General features: G+C 60.7%; 16 protein-coding genes. 4 read left to right on the top strand and 12 right to left on the bottom strand.

Annotated features, from left to right (window positions below; genetic code table 11):
* Positions 1-24 precede the first annotated feature (24 nt).
* The 5 genes from recG to exbB form a co-directional block, all read right to left on the bottom strand.
* Complete coding sequence (gene recG / locus ACWIKB_RS02345) at positions 25-2,100, bottom strand: ATP-dependent DNA helicase RecG (RefSeq protein ID WP_475265153.1); 2,076 nt, start codon at positions 2,098-2,100, stop codon at positions 25-27.
* Positions 2,101-2,109: 9 nt separating this feature from the next.
* A complete protein-coding gene (locus tag ACWIKB_RS02340) occupies positions 2,110-3,039 on the bottom strand; it encodes a hydrogen peroxide-inducible genes activator (protein ID WP_123408680.1) in 930 nt (309 codons plus the stop codon).
* Between the two features lie 265 nt (positions 3,040-3,304).
* A complete protein-coding gene (locus ACWIKB_RS02335; protein WP_475265152.1) occupies positions 3,305-4,051 on the bottom strand; it encodes an energy transducer TonB family protein in 747 nt (248 codons plus the stop codon).
* Positions 4,048-4,473 (bottom strand): TonB system transport protein ExbD, encoded by a 426-nt coding sequence (gene exbD / locus ACWIKB_RS02330; RefSeq protein ID WP_475265151.1) that lies wholly within the window; start codon positions 4,471-4,473, stop codon positions 4,048-4,050. Before exbD ends, ACWIKB_RS02335 begins: the two co-directional genes overlap by 4 nt.
* Positions 4,474-4,479: 6 nt before the next feature.
* Positions 4,480-5,454 (bottom strand): tonB-system energizer ExbB, encoded by a 975-nt coding sequence (gene exbB / locus ACWIKB_RS02325; RefSeq protein WP_475265150.1) that lies wholly within the window; start codon positions 5,452-5,454, stop codon positions 4,480-4,482.
* Positions 5,455-5,643: 189 nt separating this feature from the next.
* Here exbB and ACWIKB_RS02320 point away from each other — a divergent pair, with 189 nt between their 5' ends.
* A complete protein-coding gene (locus tag ACWIKB_RS02320) occupies positions 5,644-6,501 on the top strand; it encodes an SDR family oxidoreductase (protein WP_475265149.1) in 858 nt (285 codons plus the stop codon).
* A 141-nt stretch (positions 6,502-6,642) separates the two neighbouring features.
* On the opposite strand, the gene ACWIKB_RS02315 is transcribed toward ACWIKB_RS02320, so the two are convergent.
* The 6 genes from ACWIKB_RS02315 to ACWIKB_RS02290 all read right to left on the bottom strand — a co-directional run bounded on the left by ACWIKB_RS02315 (position 6,643) and on the right by ACWIKB_RS02290 (position 11,934).
* A complete protein-coding gene (locus ACWIKB_RS02315) occupies positions 6,643-7,383 on the bottom strand; it encodes a hypothetical protein (protein WP_475265148.1) in 741 nt (246 codons plus the stop codon).
* A 55-nt stretch (positions 7,384-7,438) separates the two neighbouring features.
* Complete coding sequence (locus tag ACWIKB_RS02310; RefSeq protein ID WP_003229509.1) at positions 7,439-7,819, bottom strand: RidA family protein; 381 nt, start codon at positions 7,817-7,819, stop codon at positions 7,439-7,441.
* Between the two features lie 24 nt (positions 7,820-7,843).
* On the bottom strand, positions 7,844-9,949 hold the full coding sequence (gene spoT, locus ACWIKB_RS02305; protein WP_475265147.1) for a bifunctional GTP diphosphokinase/guanosine-3',5'-bis pyrophosphate 3'-pyrophosphohydrolase: 2,106 nt from the start codon (positions 9,947-9,949) through the stop codon (positions 7,844-7,846).
* A gap of 57 nt (positions 9,950-10,006) precedes the next feature.
* Positions 10,007-10,270 (bottom strand): DNA-directed RNA polymerase subunit omega, encoded by a 264-nt coding sequence (rpoZ, locus tag ACWIKB_RS02300; protein ID WP_007894670.1) that lies wholly within the window; start codon positions 10,268-10,270, stop codon positions 10,007-10,009.
* 167 nt (positions 10,271-10,437) lie between these two features.
* Entirely contained in the window at positions 10,438-11,058 is a 621-nt protein-coding gene (gene gmk, locus ACWIKB_RS02295) for a guanylate kinase (RefSeq protein ID WP_475265146.1), read from the bottom strand.
* A 12-nt stretch (positions 11,059-11,070) separates the two neighbouring features.
* Positions 11,071-11,934: a YicC/YloC family endoribonuclease gene (locus ACWIKB_RS02290; RefSeq protein WP_475265145.1), complete on the bottom strand. Its 864-nt coding sequence runs from the start codon at positions 11,932-11,934 to the stop codon at positions 11,071-11,073.
* A 270-nt stretch (positions 11,935-12,204) separates the two neighbouring features.
* On the opposite strand from ACWIKB_RS02290, the gene rph reads away from it, so the two are divergent.
* Positions 12,205-12,927 (top strand): ribonuclease PH, encoded by a 723-nt coding sequence (gene rph, locus ACWIKB_RS02285; protein WP_163910644.1) that lies wholly within the window; start codon positions 12,205-12,207, stop codon positions 12,925-12,927.
* A 30-nt stretch (positions 12,928-12,957) separates the two neighbouring features.
* Positions 12,958-13,326 carry a DUF4870 domain-containing protein gene (locus ACWIKB_RS02280; protein WP_475265144.1) on the top strand — a complete coding sequence of 123 codons (369 nt, stop codon included), beginning with the start codon at positions 12,958-12,960 and terminating at the stop codon, positions 13,324-13,326.
* Between the two features lie 175 nt (positions 13,327-13,501).
* Here the strand turns inward: ACWIKB_RS02280 and ACWIKB_RS02275 are convergent, their stop codons facing one another.
* The gene (locus tag ACWIKB_RS02275; RefSeq protein WP_007934608.1) at positions 13,502-14,281 is read right to left on the bottom strand and encodes an exodeoxyribonuclease III; all 780 of its coding nucleotides are present in this window, start codon (positions 14,279-14,281) and stop codon (positions 13,502-13,504) included.
* Positions 14,282-14,363: 82 nt separating this feature from the next.
* On the opposite strand from ACWIKB_RS02275, the gene pyrE reads away from it, so the two are divergent.
* Positions 14,364-15,008, top strand: coding sequence for an orotate phosphoribosyltransferase (gene pyrE / locus ACWIKB_RS02270; RefSeq protein ID WP_008038033.1), 645 nt, complete (start codon positions 14,364-14,366; stop codon positions 15,006-15,008).
* The last annotated feature ends 33 nt before the right edge of the window (positions 15,009-15,041 follow it).

Here is a 15,041-nt window from a genome sequence, read left to right as displayed (position 1 = left end):
ATGGTCCAGAAACTGCGACGGTGCTCACACTTGGCCGTATTGCTGCCCATGACGCAGCCAGCGATCGAGCAACGGGCTGACGTGATCCGGCCAGCGCTCCAGCAGCGCCTGGGCCGCATCGCGTACGGCGGGCAGCAGATCGGCGTCGCGCATCAGGTCCGCGACCTTGAATTGAAGCAGACCGGTCTGGCGCGTGCCGAGCATTTCGCCGGGGCCGCGCAGTTCGAGGTCTTTTTCGGCGATGACAAAACCGTCGTTGGTTTCACGCATGATACCGAGGCGCTGACGGCCGATCTGTGACAGCGGCGGATGGTAGAGCAGCACGCAATGGCTGGCGGCACTGCCCCGACCGACGCGACCGCGTAACTGGTGCAGTTGCGCCAGGCCGAGGCGTTCGGGGTTTTCGATAATCATCAGGCTGGCGTTCGGTACGTCAACGCCGACTTCGATCACCGTGGTGGCGACCAACAGTTGCAGGTTGCCGGCCTTGAACTCGGCCATGACCGCAGCTTTCTCGGCAGGCTTCATGCGCCCGTGGATCAGCCCGACCTTCAGCTCGCCGAGGGCGGCGGTGAGGTCTTCGTAAGTAGTTTCAGCGGCCTGACAGGTCAGCTCTTCGGATTCTTCAATCAGTGTGCAAACCCAATAGGCCTGACGCCCTTCTGCACAGGCGCCGCGTACCCGTTCGATGACTTCGACGCGCCGAGTATCGGTGACCAGCACGGTGTTCACAGGCGTTCGGCCGGGCGGCAGTTCGTCGAGGATCGAGGTGTCGAGGTCGGCGTAAGCGCTCATGGCCAGCGTCCGTGGAATCGGCGTGGCAGTCATGATTAGCTGGTGCGGGCACATCCGTCCGCCAACGCCTTTCTGCCGCAATGCGAGGCGCTGCTGGACGCCAAAGCGATGTTGTTCGTCGATGATCGCCAGGGCGAGGTTCTTGAATTGCACTTCTTCCTGAAACAACGCGTGGGTGCCGACCACCATCGGCGCACCGTTGGCGATCTGCTCCAGGGCGGCGACACGGTTTTTGCCCTTGAGCTTGCCGGCCAGCCACGCGACTTCGATGCCCAAAGGTTCGAGCCAGCGCTTGAAGGTGATGAAGTGCTGCTCGGCGAGGATCTCGGTCGGCGCCATCAACGCGACTTGATAGCCAGCTTCCAGCGCCTGCAATGCGGCGAGGGCGGCGACCACGGTTTTACCCGCGCCAACGTCACCCTGGATCAACCGCAGCATCGGTTCGTGCTGACTGAGGTCGTAGGCGATTTCGTTACCGACCCGTTGCTGGGCTCCGGTCGGCGTAAAGCCGAGGTTGGCCAGGTATTTGGCCGGCAGCTTGGTGGCTTTCGGCATCGCCGGCGCGCGCAAGGAGCGCATGCTTTCGCGCAGGCGCTGCTGGGACAATTGGTGGGTCAGCAGTTCTTCGAAGGCCAAGCGGTGCTGCGCCCAGTGATGACCGAGGGCGAGTTCATCGACGTCGGCATCGGCGGGCGGGTGATGCAGGTAGCGGATCGCATCGGCCAGCGGCGCCAGTTGATAGTCCCGGGCCAGTTCGGTCGGCAGCCAGTCGGGCAGGCTGGTTGGGCCGAGCAGGGTTAGGGTTTGCATGCACAGTTGGCGCAAACGCTGTTGGGTCAGACCTTCGGTGAGCGGGTAGACCGGTGTCAGGGTTTCATCCACCGGCGGCGGCTCATCGCCAGCGATGGCGCGGTATTCCGGGTGGTAGATCTCCAGGCCAGAGGCACCAGGCCGCGCTTCGCCGTAGCAGCGAATCCGCGTGCCGCGTTTGAGGCCTTCTTTCTGGGCATTGCTGAAATGGTAGAAACGCAGGCTCAGCCCGCCGGTGCCGTCCTGTATCCGCACCACCAAGCTACGGCGTCGGCCCATGACCACGTCGGCGCCGCTGACGGTGCCTTCGATCACCGCATCCTGGCCGGGTCGCAAGTGGCCAATCGGGACCACGCGAGTGCGATCCTGATAGCGCAAAGGCAGGTGGAAAAGCACGTCCTGGAGATTTTCCAGGCCGACCTTGGCCAATTTCTCGGCCATGGCTTCACCGACACCCTTGAGTGCCGTCACCGACACTTGCGACAACTCGGTCATGGCAGCGACTTAACCGGCCACCACCGGCGCTTGTGGCTTGGCCACCGAGCACAGGCGAATGGAGTCAGCGAGGATTTCTATCGCCTTCGGTCGCGGGAAGCTCGCGCGCCAAGCGATGGCCACGGTGCGGAACGGCACCGGCGGCGACAGTGGGCGCACGGCTATCACGCCTGGCGCGTAATGGTGGCTGTCCACCGCCGACAGCGGCAGGATCGAAATGCCGAGACCGGAAGCGACCATGTGGCGGATGGTTTCCAGGGAGCTGGATTCCACTGTGGTGTGCTTGGCGCCGTCGTTGCCTTTGCCCAGGGTCGGGCAGGCTTCCAGCACTTGATCGCGGAAGCAGTGGCCTTCGCCGAGCAGCAGCAGGCTCTTGTCGTTGAGCAGGGCGGCGTCGATGGTCTCTTTTTGCGTCCACGGGTGCTGGGCCGGCATCAGGACGTAGAACGGTTCGTCGTAGAGCGGCAGGGTCAGCACGTCGGCTTCGTTGAACGGCAGGGCGATGATGATCGCGTCGAGCTCGCCGTTGCGCAGTTTGTCGCGCAGCACGTGGGTGAAGTTTTCTTCGATGTACAACGGCATCTGCGGGGCGACCCGGTGCAGTTGTGGAATCAGGTGCGGGAACAGGTACGGACCGACGGTGTAGATCGCACCGACTTTCAGCGGCGCGGTCAGTTGGTTCTTGCCGGCCTGGGCCAGTTCGCGGATGCCTTGGGCCTGTTCCAGGACTTTTTGTGCCTGGGCCACGATGCCTTCGCCAACCGGGGTCAGGCGCACGGCGCTCTTGCTGCGCTCGAAAATCAGCACACCGAGTTCGTCTTCAAGCTTTTTCACGCCCACCGACAGGGTCGGCTGGCTGACGTGGCAACGCTCGGCCGCGTGGCCGAAGTGCTGCTCTTGGGCGAGGGTAACGATGTAGCGTAATTCTGTAAGAGTCATAGCGAGCGTCCATGAAGTTGCGGGCCAAGCATACCGGCTGCAATCGATAGACGCACGTTATCAGAGTGAGTGTGTTGAGTGACACAGGGCAATGCAGGTTTGCCGCTGACGGATATGCAAAAGGCACCTTTCGGTGCCTTTTTGGCTGTTGCATGACCTGTAGGAGCAGAGCTTGCTCGCGAAAGCGGCGTGTCAGCCAACATGGATGTTGGATGTGATGGCCTCTTCGCGAGCAAGCCCGCTCCCACATGGGACTTGCGGTGTCTTACCGACGGCGTTCCAGCGAGTAAACAAATGGTGCAACAATTTCGATGGAGCCGTTAGTCAGCATGTCGGCTGGAGGCTTGGGCAGCGGCTGGGCGCGCTTGATCATTTCCAGGGTGGCCCGGTCCAGATCGGCGTTGCCGGAGCGGCCCACCAGTTCGAACGACAACACATTGCCTTCGCCATCGACCACGAAGCGTAGGCGGTTCAAGCCTTCCTTGCCCCGGGATTGCGCACTGGCCGGGTACTTTTTGTACTTGGCCAGGTGAGCGAGCAGGGTGCCTTGCCAACTGGCCTTGGCGGCCTGCTGCGCGGGCGACGGACCTGGGGCTGGCTGTGCGGATTTCTCGGTCGGGGCCTGGGTCGGTTGCGCGTCGCTCGGTTTTTCCTCGGACGGTTTTTCCTTCGGCGGCTCCGGTTTTTTCTCCACAGGCTTGGGCGGTTGCGGCTTGGGCTTGGGTTTGACCGGTTTCGGCACGGCGATCTCGGCCTTCGGTACTTCCGCCAGTTTCGGGATCGGCAGCTCTTCCACCGGGGCCGGTGGTTGTGGCGGCGTGATCACTTTCGGCGGTGCCGGCGGTGGCGGGGCCGGAACCGGTGCCAGCTCCACCATCATCGCCTGCGGTGGCAGCTCGATCGGTGGGCGCGCGGTCCAGTTCACCGCCAGCGCAATGGCCAGGGCATGGACGCCCAGCACCACGGCCAGGCTCCCGCTGTAACGCGTCAGCTTATGGCGCGTCGTGATCATTTCTTGACTGTCTCAAGCCCGACCAGACCCACCTTCAGGTAACCGGCGGAGCGCAGGTTGTCCATCACGCTCATCAGGTCGCCGTAGTCCACGCCTTTATCGGCCTGGAAGAAGATCGTCGTATCTTTCTTGCCCTTGGTCCTGGCGTCGAGGGTGGCGCCGAGTGCTTCGGCCTTCACTTCGTCTTCACCGAGGAACAGGCGTTGGTCAGCTTTTACGCTGAGGAACACCGGTTTCTCTGGCCGTGGCGCCGGTTTGGCGCTGGAAGCGGGCAGGTCGACCTTGATGTCCACGGTGGCCAACGGCGCGGCGACCATGAAGATGATCAACAGCACCAGCATCACGTCGATAAACGGCGTGACGTTGATTTCGTGGTTCTCGGCCAGATCGTCGTCCGCGCCTTCTTTCAAATGCAAGCCCATGGCTGATTACCCTACTTTGACCACGTGGGGTTGCATGGAGCGCTCAGCGGTCGGCAGGTGATCCAGATCACGGCTGACCAGCAACAGAACTTCAGCAGAGGCGTCCGACACCTGCGCCTTGTAACCGGCGATGGAGCGGGCGAAGACGTTGTAGATCACCACGGCAGGAATCGCGGCAACCAGGCCCAGCGCAGTGGCCAGCAGGGCTTCGGCAATACCTGGAGCGACAACGGCGAGGTTGGTGGTCTGGGTTTTGGCGATGCCGATGAAGCTGTTCATGATGCCCCACACGGTGCCGAACAAACCCACGAACGGTGCGGTGGAACCGATGGTGGCGAGCACGCCGGTGCCGCTGCTCATGTTGCGACCGCACGCTGCAACCAGACGCTCGAGGCGGAAGGCGACACGTTCCTTGATGCCTTCTTTCTCGCGGCTGTTGGCCGACAGGCGCATTTCTTCGAGGGCGTCGTGGACCAGCAGATGGGCGAGGGTGCCTTGCTTGGTCGCGGTGGCGCTGGCTTCTTTAAGGGTGGTGGCTTTCTTCAGGTGGACAATTTCGTTACGCAGGCGACGTTTGGCGCCCATCAGTTCGAAGCCTTTGGCGATCCAGATGGTCCAGGTGATGATCGAGGCGATGGCCAGGCCGATCATCACGATTTTCACGATAATATCGGCGTTCTGGTACATGCCCCAAGGCGACAGGTCGTGGGCCATGCCCAGGGTGTTGTCGGGTTCGAGGACTTCAGGTGCGTCTTCAGCTGTGGCGTCCACGGCGTGAGCCGGGTCGGTAGCGGCCGGTGCAGCAGTCGGAGCAGCGTGATCAGCAGAGGCCGGAGCAGTCGCGGCGGCTGGAGTGACGGGGGCTTGTGCATCAGCGAAAGCGGCGGTCGGCGCCAGCATCAGGCTGAGCAGCAGGGCGGCCACAGCGCTCCAGGCGCGAGGTCGTTTGGTTGGCGAAGCGGGAAATAGATTGCGTGTCATGCTGGCCGGACCTGAGAGAAAAATAGGGTAAATGTTCTTCCAGGCCTCGTAGGGCCGAGAACAAAAGTGGCTGGCATTATTGCAAGTAATTCTTGTTAACAAAAGTAATGGCTTCTCTTTTTTTCTTCCATTACTAGCCGCTCGTCCTTTACGGGCGCTAGTCTGTACCTTTCCTGAGGGAGTTTTCTGATGTCCGCGCCATCTGTTTTGATCGCCGGCTGCGGTGATGTCGGCAGTCGTCTGGCCACGCAATTGCTGGCTTCGGGGTGGGAGGTTCACGGCTTGCGGCGTGACGTCTCACGCTTGCCCGAAGGGGTGATTGGCGTTGCCGGCGACTTGTTCAATAAGGACTGTCCGGAAACCTGGCCAATCGGTGCGGTGGATTACCTGGTGTATTGCGCAGCGGCCACCGATCACGATGAAGCGGGTTATCGCGCCGCTTATATTCAGGGGTTGCAGCACGTGCTGGAGTGGCTGGGCGATTACGGGCAGGTGCCCAGTCGGCTGTTGTTCGTGTCCAGCAGCAGTGTTTATGGCCAGCAGGAGGGCGAGTGGGTCGATGAGACCTCGCCGACCGTGGCGGCTGGTTATTCAGGGCGGGTGATGCTGGAGGCCGAGCAAATTGCCCTCAACAGCGGCATCCCGGCGAGCATCGTGCGCCTGACCGGCATTTATGGCCCGGGCCGAGAGTTTCTGCTGACTCAGGTTCGACGCGGTTATCGCGTGGCGATTGATCCGCCGTTATATGGCAACCGCATTCACTCGGACGACGCGGCGGGGTTGATGGCGTATCTGCTGGAGGCTGATCAGCGGGGGGCTGCGCTGGATGACGTCTATATAGGCGTCGACGACGCGCCTGCGCCATTGGCGGAAGTGGTGGGCTGGTTGCGTGAGTATCTGGGCGTGACCGAATGGGCCGAGGACGAGAGTGTGCGTCGCACGGGCAGCAAGCGTTGCAGCAATGCCAGGGCGAAAGCCTTGGGTTGGGAGCCGAAGTATCCAAGCTATCGCGAAGGCTACGCCGCGATTCTTGAAGGTCGCTGCTGACTCACCACCCCCCCCAAAACAACTGTGGGAGCGGGCTTGCTCGCGAAGGGGCCATAACATTCAACATCTTCGTTGACTGTTACACCGCTTTCGCGAGCAAGCCCGCTCCCACATGGGGTCTACTTTGCTGTCAGATCACGGTCACTGCTTCTCGAGCAACCACTGCCGCTGGCCCGGTGTAAACGAAGGCATTTCATCCGCCTGAGCCGTGTTCACAGCCTGGAAGATTTCCAGCTCTTTACCCTTGCGCGCAAAGATCCAGGTATTGCCCTGGCCGTTCAGTTGCAGCCACATGTTGTCGTTGCCGCCGCTCATCGACGCGCAATCGCCCGCCAGACACAGGGCATAACGGTCCGCGCCCGGCAGGCCGGCCACCTGGCCATCCGCCTGGAATTGCACCGTGCTGCCTTCACCCTGACCGTTGACGACTTTCCAGCTGCCGCCCATATAGGCCGAGTACAGCGCACGTTCGAAGCTGGCGCCAATCGGCGCGCCTTCCGGGACCGGAATCAAGGCGCGGTCGAAGACTTGCGCGGGCTCGTTGTCGTTCGCAACCTGGCTCAATTGCTTGCCGTCACGTCGCAGCTCGCTGGCGGAGCTGCCATAAAAGTCGACTTTCCAGGCGCCGGACTCATCGGCCAGCAGCTTGCCTTCGACGTTTTCAAAGCCATTGGTGTAGCGGGCCTGACCGGCCTTGGTATTGACGTCCCATTCCAGGTTCGGACCGTAAGCCTGGAGCGCTTCGCGCAGGGGGCCGCCCTTGGAGGCAGCATCGATGGCCACCTGGTTGATCCAGGTGCCGCTGATGTCGCGGTCGGCAGGATTGCTGGCGCAGCCGCCGAGGAAAACGGCGAGCAAGGAGAGGGCAAGCGCTTTGCGCATGGTGGAATCCTTTCAAAACGAAAACGGCGCAGCCTGGGAGGCTGCGCCGGATGTATTACTCGATGACCAGAATGGCGTCCATTTCTACCTGCGAACCCTTTGGCAGGGCTGCTACGCCGATGGCGGCGCGGGCAGGGTAGGGCTGGTCAAAGTATTTGCCCATGATCTCGTTGACCTTGGCGAAGTGGCTCAGGTCGGTGAGGAAGATGTTCAGTTTGACGATGTCCTTGAACGAACCGCCGGCAGCTTCGGCCACGGCTTTCAGGTTCTCGAACACCTGGACGGTCTGGGCTTCGAAGCCTTCGACCAGTTCCATGGTTTTTGGGTCCAGGGGAATCTGACCCGACATGTAAACGGTATTGCCAGCCTTGATCGCCTGGGAATAAGTACCGATGGCGGCCGGGGCCTTGTCGCTGGTGATAACAGTCTTGGTCATGAATGACTCCTTGTAATGGATGGGCTACGCACGCATGCGGGTGATGCGAATCACCCCGGTCAAGGCGCGCAGTTTCTTGATCACGCGGGCCAGGTGCACACGGTCGTGCACGCTGACCACCAGTTGGACCACGCTGATGCGACCATCGCGTTCGTCCATGCTGATTTTTTCGATATTGCCGTCGGCCGCGTTGACGCTGCTGGCCAGCAGGGCGATCAAGCCGCGCTGATGTTCCAGTTCGACGCGCAGCTCGACGTTGAATTCGCCGGTGACATCCTTGGCCCACGAGAGCTGGATGCATTTTTCCGGGTTGTGGCGGATTTCGCTGATATTGCGGCAGTTGTCCAGGTGCACGACCATGCCTTTGCCCGCGGACAGGTGACCGACAATCGGGTCGCCCGGGATCGGCGTGCAGCACTTGGCGTAGCTGAGTACCAGGCCTTCGGTGCCGCGAATCGCCAATGGGCCTTCGGCGCTCGGCAGTTGTTCGCCTTCGCCCAGCAGGCGGCGGGCGACTACATAGGCCATGCGATTGCCCAGGCCGATGTCTTCGAGCAGGTCTTCAATCAGTTCCAGGCGATATTCGGTGAGCATCGCCTTGATGCGCTCGGCCGGGATTTTGTCCAGGGTGCTGTCGAAACCGTTGAGCACCTTGTTCAGCAGGCGTTCGCCGAGGCTGATGGATTCGGAGCGGCGTTGCAGTTTCAGCGCGTGGCGGATGTGGGTCCGCGCCTTACCGGTAACCACAAAGTTGAGCCACGCCGGGTTCGGCCGCGCGCCGGGGGCACTGACGATCTCGACCGTGGAGCCGCTTTGCAGCGGTTCGGACAGCGGTGCGAGACGACGGTTGATCCGGCAGGCGATGCAGCTGTTGCCGACGTCGGTGTGCACCGCGTAAGCGAAGTCCACCGCCGTGGAGCCTTTGGGCAGCTCCATGATCCGGCCTTTAGGCGTGAACACGTAGACCTCGTCCGGGAACAGGTCGATCTTCACACTTTCGATGAATTCCAGCGAGTTGCCGGCGCGTTGCTGCATTTCCAGCACGCCTTTGACCCACTGGCGGGCACGGGCGTGAGTACCTTTCGGTTGCTCGTCGCCGCTGGATTTGTACAGCCAATGGGCGGCGATGCCGTTGTTGGCCATCTCTTCCATTTCACGGGTGCGGATCTGGATCTCGATCGGTACGCCGTGCATGCCGAACAGCGTGGTGTGCAGCGATTGATAGCCGTTGGCCTTGGGGATCGCGATGTAATCCTTGAAACGCCCCGGCAACGGTTTGTACAAATTATGCACAGCACCTAGCACGCGGTAGCAGGTATCGACCTTGTCGACGATGATCCGGAACGCGTACACGTCCATGATCTCGTTGAAGGCTCGACGCTTGCCGCGCATTTTTTTGTAGATGCCGTAGAGGTGTTTCTGGCGCCCGCTGACTTCGCCCTGGATTTCATCAATCGCCAGGCAGTGGCTGAGGGACTCTTCGATCTTGTTGACGATTTCCTTGCGGTTGCCCCGGGCGCGCTTGACGGCCTGGTTGATCCGCGCGGAACGCATCGGGTGCATGGCCTTGAAGCCGAGGTCTTCGAACTCTATGCGGATGGCGTGCATGCCCAGCCGATTGGCGATGGGCGCATAGATTTCCAGGGTTTCCTTGGCGATGCGTCGGCGTTTTTCGCCGGACAGCACTTCCAGCGTGCGCATGTTGTGCAGGCGGTCAGCCAGCTTGACCAGGATCACGCGAATGTCGCGGGCCATGGCCATGGCCATTTTCTGGAAGTTTTCGGCTTGGGCTTCAGCCTTGGTCTCGAAGTTCATCTGGGTCAGTTTGCTGACCCCATCGACCAGTTCGGCCACGGTTTCGCCGAACTGCGCTTGCAGCGCTTCTTTGGCAATCCCGGTGTCTTCGATCACGTCATGCAGCATGGCCGCCATCAAACTCTGATGGTCCATATGCATGTCGGCAAGAATATTCGCCACCGCAAGAGGATGCGTGACGTACGCCTCGCCGCTGCGGCGGCGTTGGCCGTCGTGGGCTTGTTCGGCGTAGAAATACGCTCGGCGGACCAGGTTGACCTGGTCCTTGCCGAGGTAGGTCGATAAGCGATCGGCGAGGGCGTCTATGCTCGGCATGATGACTCCTGCCGTTCGCTGTGACCCCGCGCCGTGCTACGTCGACCAGGCATAGGCTTAGACGGCCTCGTTGGACTCGTCCTCGAACGCTGCGAACAGCGGTTCGTCTTCGACGATTTCAGCATTGGCGATGAACTCATAGCTCATCAGGCCTTCAGCGATTTCACGCAGCGCTACAACGGTAGGCTTGTCGTTTTCCCACTGAACCAGTGGCTCTTTGCCGCCGGTGGCCAGTTGACGGGCACGTTTGGTGGACAGCATGACCAGCTCAAAACGGTTTTCCACGTGGTTCAGGCAGTCTTCAACGGTTACGCGGGCCATGGTATTCCTCGGAGCGAATGCAATATGCGCGCTGCCCGGTTGGGCGAGCGGACTCAACAGTTTAAAAAATCACCAGCGATTAGGGAAGCGCTGATTTTTTGACCAAGCCCTTCAACGCGCTGCAAGTGCCAATGTAAAGCCCTGGCAGCGGTTTTGGGAAGAGCTGTTTAGCCGAGCAATTCGGCCAAAAGTTTTCCGTTACGTTGCTGTTGACGCTTCTGATGCAGCTGATTGGCGCGGAAAATCGCCTTCAGATCGTGCAGCGCGTGGGCGAAATCGTCGTTGATGATCAGGTAGTCGTAGTCGACGTAATGGCTCATCTCGCTGACCGCTTCACGCATCCGGCCATCAATGATCTCGTCGCTGTCCTGGCCGCGATTGGTCAGGCGCTGGTGCAAGGCCTGCAAGGACGGCGGCAGAATGAAGATCGAGCGCGCCTGGGGCATCAACTTGCGCACCTGCTCGGCGCCTTGCCAGTCGATTTCCAGAATCAGGTCGTGGCCTGCGTCCAGGGTCTGCTGCAAGTGGCTTTGCGAGGTGCCGTAGAGATTGCCGAATACCTCGGCGCGCTCCAGGAAGTCACCATGCTCGCCCATCTTCACAAACGCTTCACGCGTGACGAAGTGGTAGTTCACGCCATCGACTTCACCGGGGCGCATGGCGCGGGTGGTGTGGGAAACCGAGACGCGAATCTCCTGATCGGAGTCGGTCAGGGCCTTGACCAGGCTGCTCTTGCCCGCGCCCGAAGGGGCGGAAATGATGTACAGGGTGCCGGTGCTATGGGTCATGTCGGGTTTGCCTTACTCAATATTCTGCACTTGTTCGCGCATCTGCTCGATCAACACTTTGAGGTTGACCGCAGCCTGGGTGCTGCGCGGGTCGAAGGCTTTGGAGCCCAGTGTGTTGGCTTCGCGGTTGAGCTCCTGCATCAGGAAGTCCAGGCGCCGACCGGCCGCGCCGCCGGACTTGAGCACCCGGCGAACTTCGATGATGTGCGTGCTCAGGCGATCCAGTTCTTCGGCGACGTCGCTCTTTTGCGCGAGCATGACCATTTCCTGTTCCAGACGCTGCGGGTCCATCTCGGCTTTCATGTCGGCAAAGCGGTCGAGGACTTTCTGGCGCTGGGTGGCGAGCATCTGCGGGACCAGTTCGCGCAGGGTCACGACGTCTTCTTCGATGGACGTCAGGCGCTCGCTGATCAGGCGTGCCAGCTCCGCGCCTTCGCGCTCGCGGCCGGCCTTGAGTTCTTTGAGGCCTTGATTGAATAGCGCCAGCGCCTCGGCATTCAAGGCTTGCGGATCAGTGGCGTCGCCCACCAGTACACCGGGCCAGGCCAGCACTTCCAGCGGGTTCAACGCCGCCGGGTTCTTGATCAGGCCGGCAATCGTTTCGGCGGCCGCAACCAGTTGCGCGGCGCGTTCGCGATCCACTTGCAGCGGTTTACCGGTGCTTTCTTCGGTGAAACGCAGGGTGCATTCCAGTTTGCCCCGGGAAATTCCCTGGCGCAGTGCTTCGCGAACCGCGCCTTCGAGGTCGCGAAAGGATTCCGGCAGGCGCAGGTGCGGCTCCAGGTAGCGGCTGTTGACCGAGCGCAGTTCCCAGCTCAGGGTGCCTTGGACGCCGGCTTTTTCGACGCGGGCGAAGGCGGTCATGCTGTGCACCATGGAGGTACCTCGCAATGCAGGCCGACGCGAAACCCTTGGGCTTCGCGGACCCGATATCAATGAATGTAAGCCGACTGGCAGCAAAGGCGCAGGATTGTAGCGCAGTGGGGCGGATGCGCCCAAACACACCCTGTGACAAACGGCTGCAGACTGTCGGTTAGGCACTTTTCGCGGCCTTCAGCCGTCGGCCGGATTTTTTAGAAGTGCCCAGTCGTGGCTGGCGGCTCTATAATGCTCCGCAGTTTTCCGTCCCCAGTACAGGTATTCCCTATGAAACGTCCAAGTGGTCGCGTTGCCGATCAGCTCCGCTCGATCCGCATCACCCGCAACTACACCAAGCATGCCGAGGGATCTGTACTGGTCGAGTTCGGTGATACCAAAGTCATCTGCACCGTCAGCGTCGAGAACGGCGTGCCGCGTTTCCTTAAAGGTCAGGGCCAAGGCTGGTTGACCGCTGAATACGGCATGCTGCCGCGCGCCACCGGCGAGCGTAACCAGCGTGAAGCGAGTCGCGGCAAGCAAGGTGGCCGCACCCTGGAAATCCAGCGCCTGATCGGCCGTTCCCTGCGCGCTTCGCTGGACATGTCCAAGCTGGGCGATGTCACCCTGTACGTCGATTGCGACGTGATCCAGGCTGACGGCGGCACTCGCACTGCCTCCATCACTGGCGCCATGGTTGCGCTGGTCGATGCCTTGAAAGTGATCAAGAAGCGCGGCGGCCTGAAAGGCGGCGACCCGCTCAAGCAAATGATCGCCGCTGTTTCGGTCGGCATGTACCAGGGCGAGCCTGTGCTTGACCTCGACTACCTGGAAGACTCGGCTGCCGAGACCGACCTGAACGTCGTGATGACCAGCACTGGCGGCTTCATCGAAGTCCAGGGCACCGCCGAAGGCGCACCATTCCAGCCGGAAGAGCTGAACGCCATGCTCGAACTGGCGAAGAAAGGCATGAACGAAATATTCGAATTGCAAAAGGCTGCACTGGCTGACTGATCGTTTCGACGTCCGGCAAAGGAGAGCGCCATGAGTGATGAGCAGCAGCTACTTCCCACCCCGAACCCCGAGGTTCGTCAGTGGGCAATGTTTTGTCATCTCTCGGCGTTTCTCGGGGTCTGGTTGCCGTTCGGTCACTTGATCGGGCCGTTGATACTCTGGCAATGGAAGCGGGAAACCGACCCGTTCATCGACGCCCAGGGTAAAGAAGCGCTGAACTTCCAGATCACCGTGGCCCTGGTCTCGGGCATCTGTTATCTGCTGATGCTGGTGTTGATCGGTTTTGCGCTGCTGCCGCTGGTGTTGATCGTGGCGATGGTGCTGTCGATCATTGCCGGGCTCAAGGCCAATGATGGGGTGCCTTACCGTTATCCCTTCACCTGGCGATTGGTGAAGTAAGCACGCCGAAAATCCCCTTGTGGGAGCGGGCTTGCTCGCGAATGCGGTGGATCAGTCGAGGTAGTTGTTGCCTGACACGACGCCTTCGCGAGCAAGCCCGCTCCCACATTGAGGAATCAGCGGGCACAAAAAAGCCGACAGCGATGTCGGCTTTTTTGTATCTGCGAAACGACGCTTAGATGGTCAGCGTCCAGTCGTAGTCCACGATCAGCGGTGCGTGTTGCGAGAACCGCGGCTGACGTGGCAGGCGTGCGCTACGTACAAAGCGGCGCAGACCCGGTGTCAGCAACTGGTAGTCAAAACGCCAGCCCAGGTTGAGCATCTCAGCCTGTTCGTTGTCCGGCCACCAGCTGTACTGGTCGCCTTCACGGCTGACTTCACGCAGGGCATCAACATAGCCCATGTTGCCGACAATCTCGTCCATCCAGGCACGTTCAGGTGCCAGGAAGCCCGGTGATTGCTGGCTGTCGCGCCAGTTCTTGATATCCAGCTTCTGTTGCGCCACGTACAGCGAGCCACAATAAATGTACTCGCGACGTTTGCGTCGCTGTTTATCCAGATAACGGGCGAAATCGTCCATTAGCTTGAACTTCTGGTTCAAGTCTTCATCGCCATTCTGCCCCGAAGGGAGCAGCAAGGTCGCGATGCTGACCTTATCGAAATCGGCTTGCAGGTAGCGCCCGTAGCGGTCGGCCGTCTCGAAGCCGAGACCGCTGATGACTGCCTTCGGTTGCAACCGCGAGTACAAAGCCACGCCACCCTGGGCGGGAACTTCGGCTTCGCAGGCATAAAGGAAGTAGCCATCCAGTTGGAAGGCTGGATCGTCCAGTTCAAAGGCGGAGGCGCGGGTGTCCTGCAGGCAGATGACGTCGGCATTCTGTGCTTGCAGCCAACTGAGCAAACCTCGCTCCACTGCAGCCTGAATACCATTGACGTTCACACTGATGATCCGCATAAATGGCCCCAAAAATCGCGTGCGTGTATGATACACGGCGTCAACCTAATTAGCTAAATCCGTGGTATTTGGGGTTTTTTTCATGCAAGCGTATCAGCGCGATTTCATTCGTTTTGCCATCGATCGCGGCGTTTTGCGCTTCGGTGAGTTCACCCTGAAGTCCGGGCGTACCAGTCCTTACTTCTTCAATGCCGGCCTTTTCAACAGCGGTTCGGCCCTGGCGCAACTGGGTCGTTTCTACGCGGCAGCCATCGTCGAAAGCGGTATTCCCTTCGACGTTCTGTTTGGCCCCGCGTACAAAGGCATCCCATTGGCGGCGACTACCGCAGTGGCATTGGCCGAACATCATGACCGTGACCTGCCATGGTGTTTCAACCGCAAGGAAGCCAAGGCCCACGGCGAAGGTGGCAGCCTGGTCGGCGCCCCGTTGACCGGCGATGTGCTGATCATCGATGACGTGATCACTGCCGGCACCGCTATCCGTGAAGTGATGCAGATCATTGCTTCCCAGGACGGCGCCAAGGCCGCAGGCGTGCTGATCGCCTTGAATCGTCAGGAGCGTGGCAACGGTGAGTTGTCGGCGATCCAGGAAGTGGAGCGTGATTTCGGGATTCCGGTGATCAGCATTGTTTCGCTGAATCAGGTGCTGGAATTCCTGGCGGACGATCCACAGCTCAAGCAGCATCTGCCGGCGGTTGAAGCCTACCGCGCACAATTCGGCGTTTGATGCCAAGACCCGGCCAGTGACCGGGTCTTGTCA

It is taken from the genome of Pseudomonas sp. 5Vm1k (assembly GCF_056161485.1).
This window is presented reverse-complemented; position numbering and strand designations above follow the sequence as displayed.

Bases quoted from the DNA above. Each gene is read 5' to 3' on its own strand.
- recG (WP_475265153.1), bottom strand. From the start codon at position 2,100: ATGACCGAGTTGTCGCAAGTGTCGGTGACGGCACTCAAGGGTGTCGGT.
- ACWIKB_RS02340 (WP_123408680.1), bottom strand. From the start codon at position 3,039: ATGACTCTTACAGAATTACGCTACATCGTTACCCTCGCCCAAGAGCAG.
- ACWIKB_RS02335 (WP_475265152.1), bottom strand. From the start codon at position 4,051: ATGATCACGACGCGCCATAAGCTGACGCGTTACAGCGGGAGCCTGGCC.
- exbD (WP_475265151.1), bottom strand. From the start codon at position 4,473: ATGGGCTTGCATTTGAAAGAAGGCGCGGACGACGATCTGGCCGAGAAC.
- exbB (WP_475265150.1), bottom strand. From the start codon at position 5,454: ATGACACGCAATCTATTTCCCGCTTCGCCAACCAAACGACCTCGCGCC.
- ACWIKB_RS02320 (WP_475265149.1), top strand. From the start codon at position 5,644: ATGTCCGCGCCATCTGTTTTGATCGCCGGCTGCGGTGATGTCGGCAGT.
- ACWIKB_RS02315 (WP_475265148.1), bottom strand. From the start codon at position 7,383: ATGCGCAAAGCGCTTGCCCTCTCCTTGCTCGCCGTTTTCCTCGGCGGC.
- ACWIKB_RS02310 (WP_003229509.1), bottom strand. From the start codon at position 7,819: ATGACCAAGACTGTTATCACCAGCGACAAGGCCCCGGCCGCCATCGGT.
- spoT (WP_475265147.1), bottom strand. From the start codon at position 9,949: ATGCCGAGCATAGACGCCCTCGCCGATCGCTTATCGACCTACCTCGGC.
- rpoZ (WP_007894670.1), bottom strand. From the start codon at position 10,270: ATGGCCCGCGTAACCGTTGAAGACTGCCTGAACCACGTGGAAAACCGT.
- gmk (WP_475265146.1), bottom strand. From the start codon at position 11,058: ATGACCCATAGCACCGGCACCCTGTACATCATTTCCGCCCCTTCGGGC.
- ACWIKB_RS02290 (WP_475265145.1), bottom strand. From the start codon at position 11,934: ATGGTGCACAGCATGACCGCCTTCGCCCGCGTCGAAAAAGCCGGCGTC.
- rph (WP_163910644.1), top strand. From the start codon at position 12,205: ATGAAACGTCCAAGTGGTCGCGTTGCCGATCAGCTCCGCTCGATCCGC.
- ACWIKB_RS02280 (WP_475265144.1), top strand. From the start codon at position 12,958: ATGAGTGATGAGCAGCAGCTACTTCCCACCCCGAACCCCGAGGTTCGT.
- ACWIKB_RS02275 (WP_007934608.1), bottom strand. From the start codon at position 14,281: ATGCGGATCATCAGTGTGAACGTCAATGGTATTCAGGCTGCAGTGGAG.
- pyrE (WP_008038033.1), top strand. From the start codon at position 14,364: ATGCAAGCGTATCAGCGCGATTTCATTCGTTTTGCCATCGATCGCGGC.